The sequence below is a fragment of the Pseudomonas sp. AP3_22 TE3818 genome (genome assembly GCF_053628995.1).
In genome coordinates, this window is sequence record NZ_JBRJHL010000001.1 from 4,688,789 (window position 1) to 4,714,054 (window position 25,266).

Consider the following 25,266-nt stretch of genomic DNA (forward strand, 5'->3'; position numbering starts at 1 on the left):
TTTGAGTTGAAAAAGGCAATCTTTAAGTAATATTGAAGTAATCTGATTACTCCTTATAAATGTAATCCTCCCCTCTCACAACCCCCTTCAAAATCAATGACTTGATAAATAGTTACTTTTTCAATTACTTCTCTATTACTCCTTTTTGTAATCTCCAACCCCACGGAATCCATGGCCTCCAGACCGTTCCCGTGGGGAGATTACGGAAATTACTCTTTTTGAGACTTCCCCCCCTCCCCCTGAACAACAAAGCCTCCAACCCCTTCAACGAAATACCCCCCTCGGTGCAGGGTTCCGCAGGCTTTTGTCCTCTCCAATACGGCAAGCAAGCGCCCAGCCTGAGCCGCCGGGAGTGGTCCGCAGGGGCGCAGCAAAAAAGACCTATTTAGCCCGCAGGCGAGGTGGGGGGACGACGGCGCGCGCCAAGAGAACTGACTCGCCAAAATGCCTGGATGCACCATTTTGATGCCCCCCTTGGCACGCGCCCCAACCTCTGCGGATCACCCTGCATGATGAAATCTCATAGGACTGGCCTAGACAGGCATAGAACAACGCAAGCGCGTGAATATGTAGAGCGCGCTACAAGATCTGAAGGTATTGCTTGGTCACTTCCCACTTGGATGACAAAATGCCATCTACTGAGTTACCTTCGGGCATTGGTTATGCAACCCAGTGGAAGGGCTATGAAAGAAAGGGTCTCAGAGGGTTTTTCGAAAAAAACCAGGAGGGTGCGGAACCCTACCGACATCTATACGAGCCACCTGGTGGGAGCGGGCCGGGGTCGGAGTAGAACTGCGTTGTAAGACGCTCTATTTTTACGGAAAACCAATAATAGGGTCGCATATGTTTGAGTCGATTGAGCCATTGGATGTTTACAACAAAAATATCAACATCCTATTAGGCTCGGGTGCTTCCGCAGATTTGTTCCCGACACTGGCCTTGAAAGTTAAATGCCCTTTGGGCAAATGGCAGACTATTGAGACGCTTGCCACAACGTATGCCAACTGGCCCGACAGGCATACCGCTCTATTTATGCATTATTACAATACATGCATTTACCCAGTTCAGAACTTTTCACCAAAAACCGTGAAAAACGCGAAGGGCCTGACAAACCTCGAAAACTATGAAATCTTTTTAACAACAACCCTAGGCTTGCTTGAAAGAAGAAAAGACCTCAACAGAAAAATCAATATCTTCACAACAAACTATGATGGTTGCTTGGCACATAGCGCCGACAACATCCTTGCCAAAGGCTCTCATGACTTCGTCATAAACGACGGAACTTCTGGCTTCCATACAAAACTGTTACACTCGAAAAACTTCAGCACATTCCAATGCCAGACGGGTATATTCGAGCGATCCCATTATGGCATTCCGCAGATCAACCTTATCCACCTTCACGGATCTGTCTACTGGTCAAAAATCAGCGAGAAAATAGAAGTTAAGTATGTAAATAACTTCAACAACTTAATCCACCCAAGAACATTAGAAAAGATCCAAAAATTCTCTGACTACCTTGTTACTGAAGGCGGTATTACAACAAGAATTCCGCGCGTAGATTTCACTTCACAGCAGAGGGATAATTTTTGGAAGGCCTACAACAAGCTCCCTATCGTAAACCCCACAAAATGGAAGTTTCACGAAACAGTTTTTGAAGAGCACTACTACCAGATGCTGAGGCTTCTGAGTTATGAACTTGAGAAACCAAACTCAATTCTCATCGTCTTCGGTTTCTCGTTCGCCGACGAGCACATTCTTAAACTGATTCAGCGTTCACTCGCGAACCCACAACTTCAGACCTTCATTTGCTGTTACAGCAAAAAAAAGCGCGGAAACTCTAGTCGAAGAATTCAAACTTTGGAAAAACGTTACAATTATTTCGCCACCTGATGGCGAGAAACTCGACTTCACCAACTTCAATAAATATGTCTTCTCACTGAAGCCGCAGCGGTACGTACCTCCTCAAACCGAGGATCTTGTATGAGCATTGTCGTTGGTGAAGTCATTGCCGTCTCCGGAGTTCGCATATCTCTTCGCATCTTTGAAGATTCCAGTCATGAGACAATTTTTTTCGATGGCATTAGGTATAGAGGAGTATCACTTCGGGAGCACATCACGATTCAGCGCGGTTTTATCGATATTGTTTGCCTAGTCGAAGGCGAATATCTCGATGAGCGAAAGTTGGATGCCGATGCTGAAAAGACTCTCTATGTACGCAAGGTAGATGTGCGCCCCATTGGCTACATCGTGGATGACATGTTCTTTGAGGGTATAAAGTTTATGCCAATGATCAGAGACAAAGCATATCTTCTGAGCGAACTCATGGTCGCCAAAATTTATGGCACCGAAGGTGCCGGTTCTTTTTCCATAGGCTCTATGCTAAAGGAAAACGTTCCGATCAACTTGCCTTGGACAAAAATCTTCAACAGTCACATTGGCATTTTCGGCAATACCGGAAGCGGCAAGTCGAATACACTCGCAAAACTGTACACAACTTTGTTCAACGAAAAACTGGACGCCCTCAGACATAAAAGCCAATTTGTTATTATTGATTTCAACGGTGAATATACTGAAGGACAAATCCTTCCAGCGAAGGACAAGAAGATAACCATTCTTGACCACAAGAAAGCCGGCCACAAATTTCCGATTGAAGCAGTACACTTCTGGGACGCAGAAACACTAAGCCTTTTATTCCAGGCAACTACAAATACTCAGCAACCATTTCTAAGGCGTGTTCTTAGCGGCAAAGAGCGCTTCAAAAATATTTCGCTTGAGCGTTACATTGAGAGGACATTCGAAAAAGCTTTCAGCGCTAGCGAGCCAAAACCTGACGCATTAGAATTGAGTCGAGAAATTGCGAGAATTCTCGACTGCGAGCCATTACAAGAACATTTGAAGGGAATTGTTTACAACGCGCAGAGAAAACACTTCAGGGATACTTATGGAAACTACTACAACTCTGACAGCGATGGTTTTGAGCAACATCTAAAGCCATTACTTGAGTATATCGACTTAACTGAAATGGACCAGTTTAGCGAACTAATCCTCCGGTGTTATCTTCAACTCTGCTCGGATGTCGTCTTAGGTTATGCACAATATGAACACATCCAACCTGTGCTTTCACGAGCAAAATCGTCAATTTCAGCACTTCGCAACGTGCTAAAAATTGTAGATATCCCGTCTCCCCCTACGCTATTACATGTTATCTCGTTGAAAAAATGCAAAAACGAAATAAAAAAAATCCTGCCTCTACTCATCGCCAAAAATTTCTATATCAACCATAAAGATTCAGAGACCCTCAAGAGCCCGCCCAATCGCACACTTCACCTTATCATTGACGAAGCTCATAATATTTTATCTGAGCAGTCCACACGCGAGCATGAAATTTGGAAAGACTATCGACTCGAGTTGTTTGAAGAAATCATCAAGGAGGGCAGAAAATACGGGGTTTACCTCACACTCTCCAGTCAGCGCCCCGCCGACATCTCACCGACAATCGTTTCCCAGATCCACAATTTTTTCATCCATCGACTCGTCAATGACCGTGATCTCATGCTGCTGGACAACACCATCAGCACACTTGATTCCTCCTCGAAAGCATTGATACCTACCCTTGCTAAGGGCTGTTGCGTAGTCACCGGAACTGCGTTTGATCTACCCATGATCCTAAAGATAGATCCGCTTCTCCAGGGCCATCGCCCTAGTAGTGATGACGTCAATCTGGAAGAACTTTGGAAGATTCCGCTGGCATGAATCCATGTCCTACATAGGTACTGACCCGTCTCCTCGTTTATTACGCAGGGGGGCTTACTGCCTCCCCGATGATTTCGTAGGGTTTGAACCGGATTACCTCCTCCCCAACCCAATCATTCAGCTGAAGCATCCGAGTCTGAAGGGGTTCCAGTTCGTTCGCCGCATAGATCTGCGCCGCCTCCCTGATTGATCCAAAGCCCCCAGCGTTCTGCGGCACGATGCCCATCAACTGCGGCGGAATCCGCAGGCTGGGCGGTTTCACCATGGCGGGCCTGCCGCAGGGGCTGCAATCTGGTGGACGTCGATCTGAAACAGGGGACGGTGACATTCCGCCGATCAAAGGCGCGGGGGGCCTATCGAGTGACGAAAACCCGGCGCTCTACACGCAAAGTGCGACTGTTGGAACCAGCGTGGGACGCCCTGCGTAAGCTGGACGCCATCAACCAACTCAAGACCGTGGACACGGTGGATGTCGTCGAGCGGGACAACAAGACAGTCCGTAAGCACAAGCTGCACTTCGTACTCCTGAATCAAGAGCGGTCTGCCGCACGTCAGCGACTTTGTCGTGAGAGACAGATTCTTCAAAGCGCACTTGAAAGCGGCCGACGTTCGCTATCGCGGGCCAGGCCAATGCAGGCACACCTACGCCAGCCAGTTGCTGACCACCGGCGTAGCATCAGTTGATTGGATCGCGGAGCAGATGGGCCACACCAGCGCAAATATGATCCGCCAGCACTATGGGACGTGGATTAATGAGGATGGACCAGATGTCATCGGAATGCTTCAACTTGCCCTGAACCTTTAGGCATTTTCTCAAAGGGGCCAAATTGGCCCCAACAAATGGTTCAGAAGATGGTTTTTATAACCTTGTCGACTCCAGCAATCAGTTCGCCTACTTCGTCAACTGTTGGCTCGGTCGGGTTTTTATGACCACATTTATTACGAATATCGCCAAGAAACTGGATATGCCTAGACTGCGACAGTTCAATGACACCGGCTGCTTTTAGCGCATCGTTGAGCACTGCGATAGTTCCAGACTTCTTGGACAAATTGTGGTTGTCACATACCTGCTTCAGATGGCCTTCCAGCACGACTCCGGCGACAGCGCCCGCAGCGCGAGCAAATTTGTTTTTTAGCAGCTCTCTAGCAACATCAAGTTCGGAATCAAAGAGATCAGCCTGTACCAATTGCTTGATGTCAAAGAGTGAACTCTCGAAACGTTTTTCTATGGACTCAAGGATAGCTATCTGCTGCTGCAGCAACGGAACAGCGGCAGACATGTCAACGACCACTTCCCCGCCATACCGAGTCGACGAAAGGGATTGGCACGCATCCTCGATTCGATAACTCTCGACATCAAATGACTTTCGCGTTTTTGGTCGTTCATAAAATTTTACGAAGTCCGCATACCGGTCGGGAAGTAGCTGCTTTACAACGACCAGAGCTTCCGAATACCAGTGGTTGTAGCAAACCCGAAAGGGTTTGAGCTTTTTGCCGTAACTTTCAATTTTCTCCTCGGTCCATCCCCCCCTTGCCAAACGGGCTCGCCATTTTTCCTCACCGTCCGCGGCACGGCTAAGCGCCTGAAGTACTGCCCCCCCCTCTAGAAGTAACGCCTTCAGATCCTTCCGGTACTTTTCTAAATTGGATACTGTCATCGCTCCCCCGCATGTAGATGATCAAATTGAGCATCGGTCAAACGAAGCAGAGTAATTGCATTTTAATGCCGCGGATAGTTGAGAGACCGTTTCCCTTGCCTTCCAGGAGAGTCGTAGGTTTGGGTCCACCCGGCCCTGCACTGCTGAGAGAGAAGTCGGAGATAGGTCGCTTGCGTAAAATCCTCAAGTGTTCCCATGGATGTTCCCATACAGGCCTTTTTTAACGCCCAAAAAAACAAAACCCCTGAAAACTTTAACGTTTTCAGGGGTTTAGTCATTTCGAATTTGGCGGTGAAGGAGAGATTCGAACTCTCGATACAGTTTCCTGTATACACACTTTCCAGGCGTGCTCCTTAAGCCACTCGGACACTTCACCGTATCTCTTCAAACATGTTCTGTCTGTCGAGGCGCGCTAATGTAGTCGAAAGCTTTTCCGATGGCAAACATTTTTTTCAGAATTTTCATGCGGTTAACGCGATTCAGCGTTTGCGCTCCCTCCGGGCCATGGCAAACCGGCCAATCTCCGGCTTCGTGCCCTCCTCTATATAGAGGGGAATGCGCAGCAGGCGCGGCGGGCTGCGCCTGGCGGGCAGGCAAAGGGTGACTGGCGGGTCAGTCACGGCGCTTTACCTGGCCTGCGGCGGTGGGTAACGTCTGCCCAACTTTATTGAAAGGAATAGCGTCATGAGTGAGTTGATTTCCTACCATCTCGAAGACGGTATCGCGACCCTGACCTTGAGCAATGGCAAGGTCAATGCCATCTCCCCGGATGTGATTGCCGAGTTCAACGCTGCGCTGGATCGGGCAGTGACTGATCGTGCGGTGGTGATCATTACCGGCCAGCCGGGCATTCTCTCTGGCGGTTATGACTTGAAGGTGATGACGGCCGGCCCTAGAGAAGCCGTGGCACTGGTGACCTCCGGCTCGACCCTGGCCCGCCGCCTGCTGTCGCACCCCTTCCCGGTGATCGTGGCGTGCCCGGGACATGCGGTGGCCAAGGGTGCGTTCCTGCTGTTGTCGGCCGACTATCGCATCGGCGTAGACGGTCCGTTCAGCATTGGCCTGAACGAAGTGCAGATAGGCATGACCATGCACCACGCGGGCATCGAGATCGCCCGTGACCGCCTGAACAAGGTGGCGCTTCAGCGCTCGGTGGTCAACGGTGAGATGTTCAACCCGCAAGGCGCCGTGGCTGCCGGCTTCCTGGATGTCGTGGTGTCAGCTGAAGAGCTGCAAGGCACGGCACTGGCGGCGGCTCGTCAGTTGAAGAAGATCAACATGACCGCGCACAAGAACACCAAACTGAAAGTGCGCAAAGCACTGCTGGAGGCCCTGGACAACGCGATCATCCAGGACCAGGAGCATTTGGGTTAAGCCCGGATCTGCGGCAAAGAAAAGCCCGACCGTCGTGTCGGGCTTTTTCGTACCTGTCCTGGTTAAACACCTGTAACCGCTCTAGACCGCGTCTGACCCATTAGTCGGAAACATCAGCACAAACATCGGCTATCTCTCACTACTCTGGCAGCAATTGCCGAAAACAGTGCACATCCGTACACTGCGCCACCTTTTGTCCCGGTGGGGCCTGTAAATGCTGTTTTTGTTTCGTATGTCATTGATGGGCCTGCATTTTATCGTGGCGGGTGTACTGGGTGTCATCCTCGGCCTGTGCCGGCCTTTCAACCCGGACAACAGCCGCCTGTGCGCACGCCTGTATGCGTGGCCGGCCATGTGTATTTTGCGTTTGCGGGTGAAGGCCGAAGTCGGGCCGTTAATGGATAAACCTGACAGCTGCGTGATCGTCGCCAATCATCAGTCCAACTACGACCTGTTCGTGTTTGGCAACGTGGTGCCCCGCCGAACCGTGTGCATCGGCAAAAAAAGTCTGAAATGGGTGCCACTGTTCGGGCAGCTGTTCTGGCTGGCCGGCAATGTGCTGATCGACCGCGGCAATGCGCACAAGGCGCGCAAATCGATGTTGACCACCACCCACACCCTGCAAAACAAAGACACCTCGATCTGGGTGTTCCCGGAAGGCACGCGCAACCTGGGCGAGGAGTTGCTGCCCTTCAAGAAAGGTGCCTTCCAGATGGCCATTGCCGCCGGGGTACCCATCGTGCCGGTGTGTGTCAGCAGTTACGTCAAACACATGCGATTGAACCGCTGGCGCAGCGGGAAAATCCTGATTCGCTCGTTGCCGGCGATTCCCACCGCCGGATTGAGCCTGGACGACATGCCCCTGCTGATTGCCCAGTGCCGCGAGCAGATGCGTGAATGCATCGAGTCGATGGACCGGCAACTGCAAGCCGCCTGAATGAAACCCGCCAAGTGCGGGTTTTCTTTTGCCCCTGAACGCTGCAGATTTAGCTGACTCTCAAGCATCGCCAAGGCTAAGCTGAACAATGCCTGCCATTGCGTTTATCGCTAATAGAAAGCTGCCAATAAGAAGTGAATCACCATCATGGGTAGAGTTGTTGCTGCTGCGGTTTATAGCGCCGGTAAGAAAGTCACCAATATCACCCTCGACGAAGGCGCAGCCTGGGCGGCAAAGCCCGGGCACTTTGTCTGGATCGGCCTGGAAGAGCCGAACGCCCAGGAACTGAGCAATCTGCAACGCCAGTTCAACCTGCACGAACTGGCGATTGAAGACGCCCTGGAAAAGCACAGCCGGCCGAAGCTGGAAACCTTCGGCGATGCGCTGTTCATCGTTACGTACTCGCCGATTCGTAATGAAGGCAAACTCGAATTCATCGAAACACATATCTTTGCGGGCAAGGGTTACATCATTACCGCACGCAACGGCCATTCGGCTTCCTACGCCTATGTCCGACAGCGCTGTGAGGCACGTCCGATTCTGCTGGAGCACGGAGAAGATTTCGTACTTTACGCCATCCTCGACTTCGTCATCGAAAACTACCAGCCAATGGGTGAAGCCATCCATGCTGAAATCGATGAGCTGGAACGCAACGTACTTTGCAGTGCGCTGAATGAGCATGACATTCAGAAACTTCATGGCTTGCGCCGGGATGTCTTGCGCCTGCGTCGTTACGCGGCGCCGATGGTGGAGATTGGCGAGGAACTGCAAAAGCTGAGCTTCCCGTTCATCGACAAGAACATGCGTCCGTACTTTCGCGATGTGCAGATTCATGTAACGCGGCAGATGGAAGACCTGACGACCCTGGCGGATATTGCCAGCCAGACGATTGAGGTCGGAGTGCTGCTGGAGGCCTCTCGTCAGAGCGTGGTGCAACGCAAGTTTGCGGCCTGGGCGGCGATTCTGGCCTTCCCGACGGCGGTGGCGGGGATTTACGGGATGAATTTCCAGAACATGCCGGAGTTGAGCTGGCACTACGGGTATTTCGGGGTGCTGGGGTTTATTACGCTGGGCTGTCTGGGGTTGTGGGCCAGTTTCAAGAAGTCCGGCTGGTTGTAGGAGCGAGCTCGCTCGCGAAAAACCTGAGAGCACCGCGGGCTGTCAGGTTTGGCGCGTTATCGTTCACGACCATCGCGAGCAGGGCTCGCTCCTACAGGTTTTAAACAGCGGCCGGCTTGTGCGCGACAAACCGCATCATCCACTCTGCAACCGTGGTGCCGTGGTGCTCCTGCTCCAGGCTCGCAATGCCTTTGGAGTAGATCTGCTCACCCAGTGCCTGCTGGCGAATCTCCAGCAGGGCGCGGGAGTAGTCGTGAATGAATTCCGGATGCCCCTGGAAGCACAGCACCTGATCGTTGATGTGATAGGCGGCATACGGGCAGAAATCGCTGGAGGCGATAACCGTGGCGTTCTCCGGCAGCGACGTGACCTGATCCTGGTGGCTGATCAGCAGTGTCAGTTCTTCGCGCACCGGGTTCATCCACGGCGCCTTGGCGGCCAGTTTGTAGTTGTGGGTGCCGACACCCCACCCCTGGGAGGCACGCTCGCTCTTGCCACCGAGCAGCAATGCCAGCAACTGATGACCGAAGCAGACGCCGAGCAACTTGTCGCCACGCTCATAGCGGGACAACAGGTACTTCTTGAGGGTTTCGATCCACGGGTCGGTGCCGAAGGAATCGGCCTTGCTGCCCGTCACCAGGTAGGCGTCGAATGTCAGGTCGTCGCTTGGGTACTCACCCTGCACCACGTTGTAGACGGTGAACTCGGCGGCAATCGGCTGCTGCGAAAACAGGTGTTTGAACATCTGCCCGTAGCCCTGATATTGGTCAACCAATTCCGGACGCAGGTGGTCGGTTTCCAGAATGCAGATGCGTAACGACATAAAAAATACCTGACACGTGATGGGAATAATGCACACCCCAGAGCCTGCCTCGAAACACGGTGACAAGGCAAGCCCCGAAATGTGTCATCGCGCCCTTAGAAGGCCTCCCCTTTCGCCGCTTTTTCCAGTAGCAATGCAGGTGGCGCGAAGCGTTCGCCATACTGCTTGGCGAGGTACTGGGCGCGGGCGACAAAGTCCTGTACGCCGTACTGGTTGATGAACTGCAGTGCACCGCCGGTCCAGGCGGCGAAACCGATGCCGAAGATCGAGCCGACGTTGGCGTCCGCCGTCGAGGTCAACACGCCCTCCTCCACACAACGCACGGTTTCGATGGCTTGCACGAACAGCAGGCGATCACGCACATCCACTGGCGAAATCTGCCCGTCGGCTTTCTCGAAGCGTTTTTTCAACTCCGGCCACAGGTGTTTCTGGCCCCCCACCGGATACTCGTAGAAACCTCCACCGGCCGCCTTGCCCGGACGCTTGAACTCATTGAGCAGCAAGTCGATGACGGCAAACGCAGGATGTTCTGTCAGCGGCTTGCCTTCTGCTTGCAGGTCCTTGGCCGTTTGCAGGCGGATATGGCTCATCAGGCTGAGGGAAACTTCGTCAGAGATCGCCAGCGGTCCTACAGGCATGCCGGCCTTGCGTGCTTCAGTCTCGATCATCGCCGCGTTCACACCTTCACCCAGCATGGCAATGCCTTCGTTGGTGAAGGTGCCGAACACCCGCGACGTGAAGAAACCGCGGCTGTCGTTGACCACAATCGGGGTCTTCCTGATTTGCAGGACGTAATCGAATCCGCGGGCCAGGGTTTCGTCGCTGGTATTGGCACCCTTGATGATTTCCACCAGCGGCATTTTTTCCACGGGGCTGAAAAAGTGCAGGCCGATGAACTTGCTCTGATCGGGCACGGCGCACGCCAGGCCGCTGATCGGCAAGGTCGAGGTGTTGGACGCGATCACCGCGTCCACGCCGACGACCTTCTGCGCGGCCAACGAGACTTTTGCCTTGAGGTCACGATCCTCGAACACCGCCTCGATGATCAGGTCGCAACCGGCCAGGTCAGCATCGTTTTCGGTGGTTTGAATGCGCGCCAGCACCGCGTCACGTTGCTCGATGCTCATTTGTCCGCGGCCGACTTTCTTGTCCAGCAGCGCTGCCGAATGGGCCTTGCCCTTCTCGGCTGCGGCGAGGTTGATGTCCTTGAGTACCACTTCAATACCCGCCGACGCGCTGACAAACGCAATACCGGCGCCCATCATCCCGGCGCCGAGCACGCCGACCTTGCGGGTGACATAAGGCACAAAACCTTGCGGCCGCGAGCCGCCGGCATTGATTTCGTTGAGCTGGAACCAGAATGTACCGATCAGGTTTTTCGAGACCTGGCCGGTGGTCAGTTCGGTGAAGTAGCGGGTTTCGATCAGGTGCGCGGTGTCGAAATCCACCTGCGCGCCCTCGACCGCCGCGCAGAGGATTTTCTCCGGCGCGGGCATCGTGCCCTGGGTTTTGCTGCGCAGGATAGACGGGGCAATCGCCAGCATCTGGGCGACTTTCGGGCTTGACGGTGTACCGCCCGGAATCTGATAGCCCTTCACATCCCAGCGCTGAACCGCCACCGGGTTGGCGAGAATCCACGCCCGCGCCTTGGCCAACAGATCTTCGCGGTCGGTCGCCAGCGCGTCGATCAAACCCGCCTGCAATGCCTGTTGCGGCCGCACCTTCTTGCCTTCCAGCAGGTACGGCAGGGCTTTTTCAATCCCGAGCATACGCACCATGCGTACCACGCCACCACCGCCCGGCAGCAGGCCGAGGGTGACTTCCGGCAGGCCGAGTTGCACCGCAGGATTATCCAGCGCCACCCGATGATGGCAGGCCAGGCAGATCTCCCAGCCGCCGCCGAGTGCCGCGCCGTTGATCGCCGCAACCACCGGTTTGCCGAGGGTTTCCAGGGTGCGCAACTGCCCCTTGAGGGTCAGCACCATGTCGTAGAAGGCTTTGGCTTCGGGCTTGCCGACCTTGATCAATTCATTGAGGTCGCCGCCGGCAAAGAAGGTTTTCTTGGCCGACGTGATGATCACACCGGCGATGTTGTCCTTGTCGCCCACCAGGCGCGCGACGCAGTCGGCCATGGCCTCGCGGTACACCGCGTTCATGGTGTTGGCGCTCTGGCCCGGCAGGTCGATGGTCAGGACGACGATTTGGTCCTGGCCTTTTTCGTAACGAATGGCTTCGCTCATAACGGGGTTCCTTGAAGTCCGGGCTCAGAGGCGTTCGATGATGGTGGCAATACCCATGCCGCCGCCGACACACAGGGTCGCGAGGCCATAACGCAGGCGTCGGGCTTCCAGTTCATCCAGCAGCGTGCCGAGAATGGCGCAACCGGTAGCGCCCAGCGGGTGGCCCATGGCGATGGAACCGCCGTTGACATTGACCTTGTCTGGGTCGACCGCCATGTCCTTGATGAATTTCAACACCACCGAAGCGAACGCCTCGTTGACCTCGAACAGGTCAATGTCTTCGACCCGCAGCCCGGCCTTGGCCAATGCCTTGCGGGTCGCTGGCGCAGGGCCGGTGAGCATGATGGTCGGGTCGGTACTGGTGACCGCCGTGGCGACAATCCGCGCCCGGGGTTGCAGCCCCAGCTCCCGGCCCTTGGCTTCGGAGCCGATGAGCATCAGCGCCGCGCCATCGACAATCCCGGAGCTGTTGCCCGGGGTGTGAACATGATTGATCCGTTCGACATGGCTGTAGACCCGCAGTGCGGTGGCATCGAACCCCATCTGCCCCATCATCTCGAAACTCGGCTTGAGCTTGCCCAGGCCTTCCAGGGTCGAGTCGGCGCGGATGAATTCATCATGATCGAGCAGGATGATGCCGTTCTGGTCCTGCACCGGCACCAGCGACTTGTTGAACGAACCGTCGGCCCGCGCCCGCGCTGCCTTCTGCTGGGAATGCAGGGCGTAGGCATCGACGTCCTGACGACTGAAGCCTTCAAGGGTGGCGATCAGGTCGGCACCCACCCCTTGCGGCGTGAAGTGGCTGTGCAGATTGGTCGCCGGGTCCAGCGCCCAGGCGCCGCCATCGCTGCCCATCGGCACCCGGGACATCGACTCGACACCGCCGACCACCACCAGATCCTCGAAGCCGGAACGCACTTTCATTGCGCCGAGGTTGACCGCCTCCAGCCCCGAAGCGCAGAAACGGTTGATTTGTACCCCCGCCACACTGACATCCCAATCGGCCACCTGGGCGGCGGTCTTGGCGATGTCAGAGCCTTGATCGCCAATCGGCGTCACGCAGCCGAGCACCACGTCATCGACCTGGCTGGTGTCCAGCGCCGTGCGCTGCTGCAGCGCGCTGAGCAAACCGGCCACCAGGTTCACCGGCTTGATACTGTGCAAGGCGCCGTCGGCCTTGCCTTTGCCACGGGGCGTGCGTAATGCGTCGAAAATCAATGCTTGGGTCATGACGTCCTCGAACCGCAGTGCAGGAGAGTAAAGGCAGAGCGCTCACTCTTGTCCCGAGCCGCGTTTGATTCAATGACCGCAGCGCTCACAGATGTTGACGCACACGCTCAGACGGACGGTCGTGAACGACCGGATTAACCGATTCAGGACACCAACCTGTCTAGCCAAAGGGCGGCAAAGAAGCTGGCAATAGGCCTCATGCCTTTTTTAAAGCTAATCGCAACCTAACCATATGAAATGGATCTAAACCAAGCGCAGCGCGGGCTCTAAGGTGAAGTTGTACGAAGTTGTCGTCGGGTTTTGCCGAGGCGCTCGTCATTACAGGAAGTGCAACGCGCTGCCAACATGGAGCTATGCAGGCAGGCATCAGGAAATAACAATAAAGGCGGTCAAGCCATGTTCAAACAATCGAAAGTACGTCAAGCCGGGCTCATCCTTTTTGCCACCACGCTGTTGTTGATATTGCCGAACCTGACCAAGGTCATCGGCTAGTCGCGTCTGAAAGATACGGCGTCACAGTTTTTTAATTGCCACTATCAAAATGTGACTGGCCCGCTACCCGGGCCAGCGTGGCTGTGCCACCCTTCATGGCACTTCCACGACAAGGACGGCAATCACTTTGAAAATGCTCATTCTGCTCGGGGCCCTGCTGTTCGGTTCGCCCCTTTTGGCCGCACAGCTGAATCTGGAGCTGGGCGCGAACAGTCGCACCTGGCAGACGGAGGAATTGCTCAAGCATCCCCAGGTGCAAACCCTCAACATCAGCAACGACGTTTCCTACAAACGGGACATGAGCTACCGCGCCGTGCCTCTGTCCGCCCTGCTGACCGGCATCAAGCCTGACGACCACCTGCAAGCCGTGGCCCTGGATGGCTTTGCCGCCGAAATGGCCGCGGCGCCGTTGCTCAATACCCAAGGGGCACGGGCCTGGCTGGCGATTGAAGACCCGGCCAAACCGTGGCCAGCGCTATCGGAAGGCAAACCGGGGGCCGGGCCGTTCTACCTGGTCTGGACCGATCCACAGGCCGACAACATCAGCCCCGAGCAATGGCCGTTCCAGGTGGCGAGCATCAAGCGCCTGGCGCCCGTGGCCGAGCGTTTCCCTGCCCTGCTGCCCGATCCGTCCTTGAAGGCCGATGATCCGGTGAACAAGGGTTTTGCGTTGTTCCAGAAGAACTGCCTGGCGTGCCATCGACTCAATGGTGCCGGGGATGCGCAGTTCGGGCCGGACCTGAATATTCCATACAGCCCGACCGAATACTTCGGCGCGGACTTCCTCAAGCGCTACATTCGCGATCCACAGAGCTTGCGCCAGTGGCCGCAAGCGAAGATGCCCGGGTTCTCGGCCGAGGTGTTGCCGGATGGGGATCTGGGGATGCTGGTGGGGTATTTGCAGCATATGGTCGGGCGCAAGATCAAGCCCTGATGCATTCCCCTTGTAGGAGCTGGCTTGCCAGCGATGAGGTCATCACAGTCGGACATCAATGTTGAATGTCAGACCGCTATCGCTGGCAAGCCAGCTCCTACACAGGATGAGCAGTGATACTTGTTACTGCTGCTGCACCGAGATCACTGGCGCGGGCGTCGGTGAGACCAGCACCTTCGCGTGCATCTGCTCACACCCGCCGCCCCGGCGCATCCCGCGTACCGGGCAGGCATCCAGATAATCCAGGCCCACCGCCAGTTTCAGGTGACGTTCTGGCCGGGCCAGTTCGTTGGTCACGTCGAAGCTGTACCAGGCGTCATCCAGCCAGGCTTCGGCCCAGGCGTGGCTGGCCAGGTGTTCGCTGCTTTCGCTGTACAGATAGCCCGACACATAACGTGCAGGAATGCCCAGGCTGCGGGTGCAGGCAAGAAACGCATGGGTATGGTCCTGACAGACGCCAGAGCGTCCGGCAAAGGCCTGGGCCGCGCTGGTGTCCACTTCCGTGGAACCCGGCGTGTAGGTCATATGCTGGTTGAGTCCATGCATCAGATCGATCAACGCCGTGCGGTCGCGGCGTTGCTTACACGCCTTCTCGGCGAACGCACGCAGGGCGGCATCGGCTTCAGTCAACCGAGTGAAGCGCAGAAACGGCAATGCCGACTGGCTTTCGTGTTCGGCCTCACGCCATTCATCGATATCGACCTGGCCGCGGGCACCGATGATGATCGCCTCGTGAGGCTCGTCCATGGTCAGCACATGCAGGATGTTGCCGAACGGATCGAGTTGCGCCCGCACCGGGCGCGGCAGGTCGAGCTGCCAACTGAGCACGTGCTGGCGCTCGCTGTCGTGGGGTGTCAGTCGCAGGTACTGGATGCTCGCCCGCACCTTGTCTTCGTAGTGATAGGTGGTCTCGTGGCTAATGGAAAGTCTCATGCGGCCTCCAGATAAGAACTGTGAATCGCGTTACCCAACTGGCGCACCAGCGGGATGAATTCGGTCAGCCAGGCGTGCAGGCCTTCTTCGAGAATTTCATGGATGCCGGTGTAGCGCAGGCGTGCGTCCATTTCTGCCGCCAGGCGCTGTGCCGGACGACCGTTGGCCCCCGGCAATTGTGCGAGGATCTGGTCGATTTCTTCGGTGCAGGCGCGCAGGGAGCGCGGCACATCCGCGCGCAGCAACAGCAATTCGGCGACATGTCGGGCGCCAGGGGCGTCGCGGTAGATTTCCGTGTAGGCCTCAAACGACGATAACGCCCGCAACAACGCGCTCCATTGGTAATACGCGTGAGCGGTGCCATCGCTGACCGCTTCGGCCTGGTCGCCGGCCATTTCGTAACGGGCATCGAGCAGGCGCAAAGTGTTGTCCGCCCGCTCGATGAAGGTCCCCAGACGAATGAAGCGAAACGCATCGTTACGCATGATGGTGCCGTAGGACGCGCCCCGGAACAGGTGGGAACGTTCCTTGATCCACTCGCAGAAACGGCTCATGCCGTAGCGACTGAGGCCCTGTTCGGCGATGCCGCGAATTTCCAGCCAGGTGGCGTTGATGTTTTCCCACATGTCGGCGGTGATGCGCCCACGCACCGCATGGGCGCTGGCCCGTGCGGCACCGAGGCAGCTGTAGATGCTCGCCGGGTTGGCCGCATCCAGGGCGAAGAAATGCAGCAGCCGTTCGGCATGCAGTTCGCCATGGCGCTCCAGGTAATCGTCCAGGGTGCCGGTGATCAACAGCGGCATGGCCAGTTCGTGCAAACCGTCGCCACGGCCGTCTTGCGGCATCAGCGACAGCGAATAGCTGATATCGAGCATCCGTGCGAGGTTTTCCGCCCGCTCCAGGTAACGCGACATCCAATACAAATCCGAGGCAGTTCTACTTAACATGGCAGGCTTCCTTTAATCCTCGACCACCCAGGTGTCCTTGGTTCCGCCACCCTGGGAGGAGTTGACCACCAGGGAGCCTTCGCGCAGGGCGACACGGGTCAAACCGCCGGGCACCACCCGGGTCTCGCGACCCGACAGGACAAACGGCCGCAAGTCGATGTGGCGTGGCGCGATACCGTTTTCGACAAAGGTCGGACAGGTCGACAGCGACAGCGTCGGTTGTGCGATATAGGCATGGGGCTTGGCGATGATCCGCGCGCGGAAGGCTTCGATTTCCGCCGCCGTCGCCGCCGGCCCCACCAGCATTCCGTAACCGCCGGAGCCTTGGGTTTCCTTGACCACCAGTTCTGGAAGATTGGCCAGCACGTGGGAAAGCTCAGACGGATTACGGCACTGCCAGGTCGGCACGTTCTTCAGGATCGGCTCTTCATCAAGGTAGAAACGGATCATGTCGGTCACGAACGGATACACCGATTTGTCGTCCGCCACCCCCGTGCCGATGGCATTGGCCAACACCACGTTGCCGGAACGGTAGGACGACAGCAGCCCCGGCACGCCGAGCATCGACTCCGGGTTGAAGGCCAGCGGATCGAGGAAGGCGTCGTCGAGGCGACGATAAATCACGTCGACCGCTTTCGGCCCGTCGGTGGTGCGCATGAAGACCTTGTCGTCACGCACGAACAGGTCCGCGCCTTCCACCAGCTCCACACCCATTTCCCGCGCCAGAAACGCATGCTCGAAGAACGCACTGTTGAAGCGCCCCGGCGTCAGCACCACCACGCTGGGGTTGTCGATGGGGCTTGAGCTTTTCAGGGTATCGAGCAACAGGTTCGGGTAGTGGTCGATGGGGGCGATGCGTTGCGCCGCGAACAATTCGGGGAACAGGCGCATCATCATCTTGCGGTCTTCGAGCATGTAGCTGACGCCGCTCGGTGTGCGCAGATTGTCTTCGAGCACGTAGTAGGTGCCGTCACCGTCGCGCACCAGGTCGACGCCGGAGATGTGCGAGTAGATATCGCGGTGCAGGTCCAGCCCCTGCATCGCCAACTGGTACTGCTCGTTGGCCAGCACCTGCTCAGCCGGAATGATGCCGGCCTTGATGATGCGTTGCTCGTGATACAGGTCGGCGAGGAACATGTTCAACGCCTTGACCCGCTGGATGCAACCGCGCTCGACGACCCGCCATTCACTGGCGGGGATGCTGCGGGGGATGGTGTCGAAGGGAATCAGGCGCTCTGTGCCCTGCTCGTCCCCGTAGAGCGTGAAGGTAATCCCGGCGCGATGAAACAGCAGATCGGCCTCGCGTCGCCGTTGTGCCAGAAGCTCGTCAGGCGTCTCGGCCAGCCAACGGGCAAACTCCCGATAATGCGGGCGGACCTGGCCGCCGGCATCGTACATCTCATCAAAATAGGTGCGGATCATGCCGTACTCCTTGTCACTCGGACGTCCAGACCTTCGCAAGGCCCGTGCCAGCGGCATAAACGCTTTGATATCAATCAGTTGGATAATCAATGCGCAAGGACCGCACCATTCCTGTGCGGCAATTGCTCCAATCTGATCGCCCCCGCTTCATTGCAAGGCGTGGCTATCGCCTATCACCAGCATAGTCCGTAGGAGCCGGCTTGCCGGCGAAGGGGTCGTTAAGTCATGTGCTGCTCAAGGAGGACGCTTTCGCTGGCAAGCCAGCTCCTACAGGGGGTCATGTTCAATTTCCTGGCGGCAAAAACGAAAACGGCCAACCCGAAGGTTAGCCGTCAATGCCGGTTGTCACTGTTCATAAGTTTATGCGAGTCGCCCTCGTACCTCCTGTTTCACACCCCAGCCTTCGATGATTCCGCCCAACGGTTCGACAACCGCTTCGAAACCCTGCTCGAAGTCGCCGATATCGTCGTAGGTGGCATACATGACTTTGCACAACTCCAGCGCCCAAGCGCCGTCGTCGCGCACACTGACTTGCGCATCCAGGGATTCACCCCGGTGGAAATGACCTGCCGCCCTGCGTGCCCGCTCCTCATCCGGGAAAATGGCGTAGAACTCGATGGGATGAAACCGCGAAAAGTCAAAACCGCCTTCTTTCATGCGGCGCAACACGCTGCTGCTGATGTCTTCTTGATAGGCTGTGCTCATGAAACGTCCTCCTCAAAACGATGGATAGACTTTCCGTACTCCCTCACCCGCAACCGAACAGCGCGAGCGACGGCAACCGATGTGCCGGCGGGAAACAAGCATGGAGCTGACAAGACCAGACCTTAGCGATTCATTCGCTGATCTCGCTTGCAGAGTAGCCTCAAGATAGAGCCGCTGCCAAGGTCTCGATGTGAATGCGACAGGTGCCGTTCAGATTGGAGTTATGTCGAGGATTTGAATGCTGTTCTGGGACTTGAGCTCTTTGACGCTCGCATCGGCGGTCCGCCCCTCCAGATCGTTCAGATCCAGCTCGGCAGCGACAGGAAGAAGCCGGGCCTTGATGAGCTTGGCGGCGCACTCGTTATCCGGGCGCTCGGTGCACTCGAAGACCTCGTTAACGGTTTCGCCATGATCATCCACGAAAGTGATTTTCCACTTTTGCATTGAAGCCTCCTCGATAAAACCCATGGATGGGCTTACCTCTATCTCGACCTTGTTAGCTGGCTAATTGTTCCGCCTTGTTCCGCCGCAATTCAATGTGGGAGCGGGCTTGCTCGCGAATAGGGGGTGTCAGTTGACAGAATTGCTGACTGATACAGCCTATTCGCGAGCAAGCCCGCTCCCACAGGTGTTGCATTTCATCCAATCAGTCGTTGCTGGGCTTGTTCACGGCCTGCAACACGTATTGCGGCAAAGCGAACGCGCCGATGTGGATTTCAGGATTGTAGTAGCGAGTGACGATGCCGCTGCCCGTGAAACGCTGTTGCAGGGTTTCGCGGGACAACTTGCGATAAGCGGTATCGGTCGCGCCCCAGGCGAAGGTCATGGAGCCGCCGATGTAGGTCGGCACGGCGGCCTGGTAGAAGTGCCAGTCCGGGAACAGGCTGCGCAGGCGACCGGCGGTGGTCTTCACTTCTTCGATCTGCATGAATGGCGTGCCGTTCTGGGTCACCAGGATGCCACCTTCGTTCAGGCAGCGGTGGCAAGCCTGGTAAAAGTTTTCCGAGAACAGCACTTCGCCCGGCCCGATCGGGTCAGTGGAGTCGGAAATGATCACGTCGAACTTTTCAGTGGTGGTGGCGACGAAACGCATGCCGTCGTCGATCACCAGGTTCAGGCGTGGATCATCGAATGCCCCCTTGGAGTGATTCGGCAGGAATTCCTTGCACATGTCGACCACGGTGCCGTCGATCTCGACCATGGTGATGTGCTCGACACTGCGGTGCTTGGCCACTTCACGCAACATGCCGCCATCGCCGCCGCCGATGATCAGCACGCGCTTGGCGCTGCCATGGGCGAGGATCGGCACGTGGGTCAGCATTTCGTGATAGATGAACTCGTCGGCTTCGGTGGTCTGGATCACGCCGTCCAGCGCCATCACCCGGCCCATGCGCGGGTTCTCGAAGATCACCAGGTGCTGGTGTTCGGTGCGCACTTCGTGCAGCAGTTTTTCCATGCGAAAACGCTGGCCGTAGCCTTCGTAGAGGGTTTCCAGGTAGTGGCTGGTCGGGGTATTGCTCATGGGAAGTGCTCCGATGAATGCGGGTGGCAACGGACGGTTACCCGCCCATGATGGCCATTCGTTCGTCTCGAATGACCGGGAAAGGCGCGCATTCTACGTCGCGGAACATGACAGGTCGAATGTGGGAGCGGGCTTGCTCGCGAAGGCGTAGTGTCAGTCACCATCAATGTTGACTGATTCACCGCTTTCGCGAGCAAGCCCGCTCCCACAGGGTCGGTGTTGTTTGTGGGAAATCCGTCAGAATTTGACGTTGCCCCGCGGCCCGGCGATGGCCCAGATGATCAGCCCCAGCACCGGCAACAGTGCGATCAACAGTACCCAGAGGACTTTCATCCCGGTCTCGGCGCTGCTTTTGAATACGTTGATGATGGCCCAGATGTCCAGGGCAAAAATGATCAAGGCAACCAGGCTGTTGAACGTGGAACCCATGGTGACGCTCCTGAAGAGTGATTTGCCCTCTTAGGATAGACGGTCGTCGTGAGGGTTCCCTTTGATTTGACAGTATTTGGCTATCAGACGTGGATTGCCACTTTCAGGGCTTCCAGGGAGGGCGCGGCTGCGATGCCGGCTTCTGCGCACAATTGCAGCACGCGGGGCACGTCATTGCCGTACACCAGTACCACCTGCAATTCGTCATCGAGCAACTGGCTGAAGTTCATCAGCGTGTAGCCCCCGTTTTCCTTGTTCAGGCTGCTCATTTGCACCTGGATGCGGTTGAGCGCGGTCAAGGCTTCGGTCTTGGCCAGTTGCTTGGGCTTGAGATTGAACTCCACGCCCGGGCCGAACGAGGCGACGATCTGCGCGAACAGGTCCATGTAGGTATCAGCCTGGAACAGCACCGTGTCCGGCAGGCTGCCGACCACCACCCATTCACCCAACGGGATCGGGAAGGTTTCGTCGTAGTTGATGTCCGGATTGGCGCTCAGAAAAGCCTGCGGGTCGGCGTAGGCCTGGGCCGCTTCGTCTGCGACCTTGAGGATTTCGTCTTCGCCCATGCACCCGGAGCTGATTTTGCTGATGAGTTCGACGAGTGCGGCTTTCATGGGGAGGATCCTGTAGCGAGGTGAATTTTGAGGGCGCGAAGGATACCGCATTAATGCGTGAAATGCGGTCCTGTAGCGATGCAATCCCTGTGGCGAGGGGGCTTGCCCCCGTTGGGTCGCGAAGCGGCCCCGAAACATTCAATTGGGGTACATCAGAAAGACCGCATATGCTGACTTTACGACTGCTTCGCAGCCGAACGGGGGCAAGCCCCCTCGCCACAAAAGCTCCCTCACCCAAGGGTTCAACGTCAGCCCAGCAGTTTTTCCAGTTGAGCAACCGTATCGGCAGCCCCCATGGTCCTGGCGGCCTCCAGCGCGGTGATGCCATTGGCGTCCTTGGCCTGCGGGTCGGCCCCCTTGCTGATCAGGTAGTCGACCACTTCGACGCGGTTGAACATCGCCGCCATCATCAGCGCCGTGCGGCCGTCGAAGGACGAGCCTTCCACCTGCGCGCCGCCGTCGACCAAGGCCTTGATCACCGCCAGGTCGCCCTTGAAGGCGGCGCCGGCAATCGGGCTCTGGCCGTTGTCGTTGCGGATCTCCGGGTCGGCCTTGTGCTCCAGCAGGACTTTTACCGTGTCCACATGACCGTGGTACGCGGCCAGCATCAGCAAGGTATCGCCCTTGTGGTTACGCAGGTTCGGCGGCAAACCCTTGGTCAGCAGCGCGGCCATCATCGCCGCATCGCCCTCCCGTGCCTTGTTGAATACCTGTTCGGCAAATTCGGCGGCTTCTTCGGGGGTCATCTGGCGGCTTTTGTCTGACATTGGGCACTCCCTTTTCTGTCATTCGTAAAAGCCGACAGTTTCCCGAGCGGTCCCGGCACTGTCACTTGTTTTTTCTCATGGACGGCCATAGCCAGATTCAATAGCGGTACTTGCCGCCGTGAATGTCGGACAACAATTGCTCCGTGACCTGCACGTAAGTCTGGGTTCCCGGCAGCCAGGCATAGATCGGGTCATCACCGGTCCTACCCGGGTCGAAAGCTTCGTCCTTGAGCCGGGTCTTCTGATACTTGAAAGTCCCGGTGGTTTCCATTTTCACTTTCACCCGCAAGAACAACGGCACCGCATAGGCCGGCATTTGCTCACGGGCAAAGGCCAGCAGTTCACTGAAGTCCAGGGTGGCCAGGGATTCGGCGGGCGTGATCGCTGCCATCCCGGCCCGGCCATTGGTGTTGCGGATTTCCACGCCGTAGGCCACGGCTTCGGAAATATGCGGGTGTTGCAGGAGGATGTTCTCGACCTCCGTGGTCGACACGTTTTCACCCTTCCAGCGGTAGGTGTCGCCCAGGCGATCGACAAACTGCGCATGACCAAAGCCGATGTTGCGCAACAGGTCGCCGGTGTTGAAGTAGCGATCACCCTTTTCGAACACATCCTCAAGCACGACCTTGGCGGTTTTCTGCGGGTCGGTGTAGCCGTCCAGCGGAGCCTTGTCGTCGATTTTTGCCAGCAACAGCCCTTGCTCGCCCTTGGCGACCTTGCGCATCAAGCCATTGGCTTCACGAATCGGCGCGCCGCTGTCGTGGTCATAGGCGACCAGTTCCCAGGACATCAGGGAAAACCCGATCGTGTTGTCGAAATTGAGAATATTGGTGAACCCGATATTGCCATCGCTGGCGGCATAGAGTTCACAAATGTGATTCACCGCAAAGCGGGTCTTGAACTCGTTCCAGGCGCCGGGACGCAGGCCGTTGCCGATCATCTTCTTCACATCGTGCCGGCTGTCGTTGGCGCTCGGTGGTTGGTCGACCAGGTAGCGGCACAGTTCGCCGACATAACCGATGGTGGTTGCCTGGTATTTGCGAACGTCGCTCCAGAATTGACTGGCGCTGAATTTGCGGCGGATGGCGAACCCGCTGGCACCACTGACGGCCGAGCCCCAGCACACGCAAAGGCCCGTGGCGTGATACAGCGGCAAGGTGCAATAGACGACATCCTCCGGGCGCATGTCCAACGCGATCATGCCGAAGCTCGCGGAGCTGCGCATCCAGCGGCCATGCTTGAACACTCCGGCCTTGGGCAGCCCCGTGGTGCCCGAGGTGTAGATATAAAAGCAGGGATCGTCGAAGAAAATCCGCTGGCTGTTGGCCGGGTTGTCACTGGCGTCGTCGAGGCTGACGGTCATCAGGTTGATGAACCCTTCAGGCGCGATACCCGGTTGGCGAGAGGTGTCCTGATCGGCGACGAACCAGGTTCGGGCAGGCTGGATCGCCACCCGATCTCGTATCGCCTGGTACGCCGGAACCAGCTCCTCACCGACAATGATCGCCACCGGCGCCACCAGATTCACACTGTGCACCAGGGTGTCGCGGGTCTGCGAGGTATTGAGCAAGGCACTGATCGCGCCGACCTTGGCCACCGCCAGAATCGTCACCAGCAGTTCCGGGCGGTTCTCGATGAAGACCGCGACCACGTCACCCTTGCCGATACCTTGGCCGATCAGGTGATGGGCGATGCGGTTGGCCCACTGGTTGACCTCGGAGTAACTGAGCGTGACGTCGTCCTGCAGCAGCGCCGGGCCATCCGGGTTGCGCAATGTGGCTTGCTCGAAACTCCAGCCCAAACCACACGCCTGGGTCGGGTCCTTGACGTTGGCGGCCTTCATGCCCTTGACCACCCGAGGGATGGCCTTGGCGATGGAAGGCAGCTTGCGGAGCATCATGCCCCAGGTAATCGTGTCGTTCGACGTGCGGCTCATGATGCTCCCGTTCGCTGTATTTTTATTGTCGGGCGGCGATGTCTGAGGCCGAAAATACGTCAACGGTTCTTGAGCTGTACACGCGGTTTTTGAAATGTTTTGTATCCGTGATCTTGATCGGCGATCGCCAGGTTGCCCGGCGTGAACCCTGCCTTGAGCAATGGTTCCATCGAATCGCCGAGCGACCTCGCAAAATGCAGGATGCACGATGGCCATTCATGCAGATTGCACGAATGCAAAAATCACCAAAAACAGTAAGTCATTGATTTTTATTGATATTGTACAAGTAAAAACACTGGCACAAAGGCTGCAACGGTCTCTCCACGCCATTCAAGTCATCACGGAGCTGAACGACATGAGCCTGATTCAGGAAAAATTTACGTCCCTGTTCTCCAACTACACAGTCACCACCCAGGCCCGTCCTGATGGCGGGATCCTGCTGACACTGAGCGGCGGCGAAGGCAAAGTGTTCAAACGCTCGATTTCCTACCAGCAATTGCACAATGGCGACCAACTGACGTGGGTCATCAGTGCGATTCGCCGCGACCTCGCCGAACAAGCCAGTGAACTGCCGCAGATTTCCTTGCTGCAAAGCCAGCAACGGTTTGCCTTGCCGACTTATCACTCGCTGTAAAAACAATGTGGGAGCGGGCTTGCTCGCGAAAGCGGAGTGTCATCCAACGTGAATGTTGACTGACACTCCGCTTTCGCGAGCAAGCCCGCTCCCACAGGTTTTGAGGCGTTTAGAAAATAGCGGGATCGATCCGCGCAAAGCTGTCCACGGTCACATGCCCCGCCAGCTTCCCGCCCTCGCGAGCCAGGCCGCAAGTGGCCATTCCTGCCGAGCGCGCCGCGTCGAGCTCTTCGACGATGTCCGACAGGAACAGAATCTGCCCCGCCTCGAGGTTGATCGCCCGGGTGATGTTGACGTAGGACTGCGCCTCGCGCTTTGGCCCTGAAGTCGTATCGAAGTAGCCGCTGAATAGCGGCGTCAGGTCCCCCGCCACCGAACAGCCGAAGATCAACCGCTGAGCCTGGATAGAACCGGACGAATAAACAAACAGTTGAAAGCCATCCTGATGCCAGCGCTTGAGCGCTTCAACGGCGTCCGGGTACACGTGGCCCTGCAACTGCCCGGCCTGATAGCCCTGCTCCCAGACCATGCCCTGCAACGTTTTCAACGGCGTGGCCTTGCGGTCTTCGGCAATCCAGCCCAACAGGATCTCGACGACCCGTTCGACGTCGGCGTGCGGCTCATTGCTGTCGCGGCGTACGGCGGCCAGTTGTTCGGCCACGTCAGCGCGCCCGGCCTGCTGACGAACAAACGCCGGCAGGTGTTTGGCGGCATAGGGAAACAGCACGTCGAAGACAAAACTCACCGCGCTGGTGGTGCCTTCGATGTCGGTGAGAATCGCTTTGATCGGCATCGAC

At 56.9% G+C, this 25,266-nt stretch carries 22 protein-coding genes, 1 tRNA gene and 2 pseudogenes; 8 read left to right on the forward strand and 17 right to left on the reverse strand.

All coding sequences use genetic code 11. The features are described 5' to 3' along the window. The first annotated feature begins 843 nt into the window (after positions 1 to 843). Both AB7M25_RS21300 and AB7M25_RS21305 read left to right on the forward strand, forming a co-directional pair. Positions 844 to 1,890: an SIR2 family protein gene (locus AB7M25_RS21300; protein WP_454237974.1), complete on the forward strand. Its 1,047-nt coding sequence runs from the start codon at positions 844 to 846 to the stop codon at positions 1,888 to 1,890. 90 nt (positions 1,891 to 1,980) lie between these two features. Continuing rightward, positions 1,981 to 3,753 carry an ATP-binding protein gene (locus AB7M25_RS21305; protein WP_454237975.1) on the forward strand — a complete coding sequence of 591 codons (1,773 nt, stop codon included), beginning with the start codon at positions 1,981 to 1,983 and terminating at the stop codon, positions 3,751 to 3,753. A 40-nt stretch (positions 3,754 to 3,793) separates the two neighbouring features. On the opposite strand, the pseudogene AB7M25_RS21310 reads toward AB7M25_RS21305, so the two are convergent. Then, positions 3,794 to 4,003: pseudogene (locus AB7M25_RS21310) on the reverse strand (phage portal protein); the annotation flags it as partial. Between the two features lie 47 nt (positions 4,004 to 4,050). On the opposite strand from AB7M25_RS21310, the pseudogene AB7M25_RS21315 reads away from it, so the two are divergent. Continuing rightward, positions 4,051 to 4,558 (forward strand): annotated as a pseudogene (locus AB7M25_RS21315) (site-specific integrase); the annotation flags it as partial. Positions 4,559 to 4,598: 40 nt separating this feature from the next. Here the strand turns inward: AB7M25_RS21315 and AB7M25_RS21320 are convergent. Both AB7M25_RS21320 and AB7M25_RS21325 read right to left on the reverse strand, forming a co-directional pair. Then, complete coding sequence (locus tag AB7M25_RS21320; protein ID WP_454237976.1) at positions 4,599 to 5,411, reverse strand: hypothetical protein; 813 nt, start codon at positions 5,409 to 5,411, stop codon at positions 4,599 to 4,601. A 286-nt stretch (positions 5,412 to 5,697) separates the two neighbouring features. Then, positions 5,698 to 5,787: transfer RNA gene (locus AB7M25_RS21325), tRNA-Ser, on the reverse strand. A gap of 308 nt (positions 5,788 to 6,095) precedes the next feature. Here AB7M25_RS21325 and AB7M25_RS21330 point away from each other — a divergent pair. The 3 genes from AB7M25_RS21330 to AB7M25_RS21340 all read left to right on the forward strand — a co-directional run bounded on the left by AB7M25_RS21330 (position 6,096) and on the right by AB7M25_RS21340 (position 8,841). After that, positions 6,096 to 6,785, forward strand: coding sequence for a crotonase/enoyl-CoA hydratase family protein (locus tag AB7M25_RS21330; RefSeq protein WP_102702387.1), 690 nt, complete (start codon positions 6,096 to 6,098; stop codon positions 6,783 to 6,785). Positions 6,786 to 6,999: 214 nt separating this feature from the next. After that, positions 7,000 to 7,722 (forward strand): lysophospholipid acyltransferase family protein, encoded by a 723-nt coding sequence (locus AB7M25_RS21335; RefSeq protein WP_102702386.1) that lies wholly within the window; start codon positions 7,000 to 7,002, stop codon positions 7,720 to 7,722. A 147-nt stretch (positions 7,723 to 7,869) separates the two neighbouring features. Then, positions 7,870 to 8,841 carry a magnesium and cobalt transport protein CorA gene (locus AB7M25_RS21340; RefSeq protein ID WP_104449792.1) on the forward strand — a complete coding sequence of 324 codons (972 nt, stop codon included), beginning with the start codon at positions 7,870 to 7,872 and terminating at the stop codon, positions 8,839 to 8,841. Between the two features lie 100 nt (positions 8,842 to 8,941). On the opposite strand, the gene AB7M25_RS21345 is transcribed toward AB7M25_RS21340, so the two are convergent. From AB7M25_RS21345 to AB7M25_RS21355, 3 genes are all read right to left on the reverse strand, one after another. Continuing rightward, the gene (locus tag AB7M25_RS21345; protein ID WP_429381363.1) at positions 8,942 to 9,664 is read right to left on the reverse strand and encodes an amidotransferase; all 723 of its coding nucleotides are present in this window, start codon (positions 9,662 to 9,664) and stop codon (positions 8,942 to 8,944) included. A 95-nt stretch (positions 9,665 to 9,759) separates the two neighbouring features. Continuing rightward, complete coding sequence (locus AB7M25_RS21350; protein ID WP_454237977.1) at positions 9,760 to 11,904, reverse strand: 3-hydroxyacyl-CoA dehydrogenase NAD-binding domain-containing protein; 2,145 nt, start codon at positions 11,902 to 11,904, stop codon at positions 9,760 to 9,762. A 24-nt stretch (positions 11,905 to 11,928) separates the two neighbouring features. Then, positions 11,929 to 13,134 (reverse strand): acetyl-CoA C-acetyltransferase, encoded by a 1,206-nt coding sequence (locus AB7M25_RS21355; RefSeq protein WP_429381359.1) that lies wholly within the window; start codon positions 13,132 to 13,134, stop codon positions 11,929 to 11,931. Positions 13,135 to 13,759: 625 nt separating this feature from the next. Here AB7M25_RS21355 and AB7M25_RS21360 point away from each other — a divergent pair. Further along, the gene (locus tag AB7M25_RS21360) at positions 13,760 to 14,560 is read left to right on the forward strand and encodes a c-type cytochrome (protein ID WP_429381758.1); all 801 of its coding nucleotides are present in this window, start codon (positions 13,760 to 13,762) and stop codon (positions 14,558 to 14,560) included. Positions 14,561 to 14,683: 123 nt separating this feature from the next. On the opposite strand, the gene AB7M25_RS21365 is transcribed toward AB7M25_RS21360, so the two are convergent. From AB7M25_RS21365 to AB7M25_RS21410, 10 genes are all read right to left on the reverse strand, one after another. After that, positions 14,684 to 15,493, reverse strand: a complete 810-nt coding sequence (locus AB7M25_RS21365; RefSeq protein ID WP_104449796.1) for a transglutaminase family protein — start codon at positions 15,491 to 15,493, stop codon at positions 14,684 to 14,686. After that, a complete protein-coding gene (locus AB7M25_RS21370) occupies positions 15,490 to 16,440 on the reverse strand; it encodes an alpha-E domain-containing protein (protein ID WP_007971901.1) in 951 nt (316 codons plus the stop codon). The genes AB7M25_RS21365 and AB7M25_RS21370 overlap by 4 nt, the downstream gene beginning before the upstream one ends. 12 nt (positions 16,441 to 16,452) lie before the next feature. Beyond that, on the reverse strand, positions 16,453 to 17,862 hold the full coding sequence (locus tag AB7M25_RS21375; RefSeq protein ID WP_007971899.1) for a circularly permuted type 2 ATP-grasp protein: 1,410 nt from the start codon (positions 17,860 to 17,862) through the stop codon (positions 16,453 to 16,455). A gap of 360 nt (positions 17,863 to 18,222) precedes the next feature. Beyond that, complete coding sequence (locus AB7M25_RS21380) at positions 18,223 to 18,567, reverse strand: ribonuclease E inhibitor RraB (RefSeq protein WP_007971898.1); 345 nt, start codon at positions 18,565 to 18,567, stop codon at positions 18,223 to 18,225. Positions 18,568 to 18,777: 210 nt separating this feature from the next. Further along, positions 18,778 to 19,011: a hypothetical protein gene (locus AB7M25_RS21385; RefSeq protein ID WP_429381356.1), complete on the reverse strand. Its 234-nt coding sequence runs from the start codon at positions 19,009 to 19,011 to the stop codon at positions 18,778 to 18,780. A gap of 202 nt (positions 19,012 to 19,213) precedes the next feature. Beyond that, positions 19,214 to 20,089: a polyamine aminopropyltransferase gene (speE, locus tag AB7M25_RS21390; RefSeq protein WP_429516777.1), complete on the reverse strand. Its 876-nt coding sequence runs from the start codon at positions 20,087 to 20,089 to the stop codon at positions 19,214 to 19,216. A 237-nt stretch (positions 20,090 to 20,326) separates the two neighbouring features. Further along, a complete protein-coding gene (locus AB7M25_RS21395) occupies positions 20,327 to 20,518 on the reverse strand; it encodes a PLD nuclease N-terminal domain-containing protein (RefSeq protein ID WP_429381354.1) in 192 nt (63 codons plus the stop codon). Between the two features lie 83 nt (positions 20,519 to 20,601). Further along, positions 20,602 to 21,132 (reverse strand): hypothetical protein, encoded by a 531-nt coding sequence (locus tag AB7M25_RS21400; protein ID WP_429381352.1) that lies wholly within the window; start codon positions 21,130 to 21,132, stop codon positions 20,602 to 20,604. Between the two features lie 248 nt (positions 21,133 to 21,380). Continuing rightward, positions 21,381 to 21,899, reverse strand: a complete 519-nt coding sequence (locus AB7M25_RS21405) for an ankyrin repeat domain-containing protein (RefSeq protein ID WP_429381350.1) — start codon at positions 21,897 to 21,899, stop codon at positions 21,381 to 21,383. A 97-nt stretch (positions 21,900 to 21,996) separates the two neighbouring features. Next, complete coding sequence (locus tag AB7M25_RS21410) at positions 21,997 to 23,835, reverse strand: long-chain-acyl-CoA synthetase (protein WP_429381348.1); 1,839 nt, start codon at positions 23,833 to 23,835, stop codon at positions 21,997 to 21,999. A 355-nt stretch (positions 23,836 to 24,190) separates the two neighbouring features. On the opposite strand from AB7M25_RS21410, the gene AB7M25_RS21415 reads away from it, so the two are divergent. Further along, positions 24,191 to 24,469 (forward strand): DUF3509 domain-containing protein, encoded by a 279-nt coding sequence (locus tag AB7M25_RS21415; protein WP_104449970.1) that lies wholly within the window; start codon positions 24,191 to 24,193, stop codon positions 24,467 to 24,469. 109 nt (positions 24,470 to 24,578) lie between these two features. Here AB7M25_RS21415 and mtnC read toward each other — a convergent pair whose 3' ends face one another. Then, on the reverse strand, positions 24,579 to 25,262 hold the full coding sequence (gene mtnC / locus AB7M25_RS21420; RefSeq protein ID WP_429381346.1) for an acireductone synthase: 684 nt from the start codon (positions 25,260 to 25,262) through the stop codon (positions 24,579 to 24,581). Between the last annotated feature and the right edge of the window lie 4 nt (positions 25,263 to 25,266).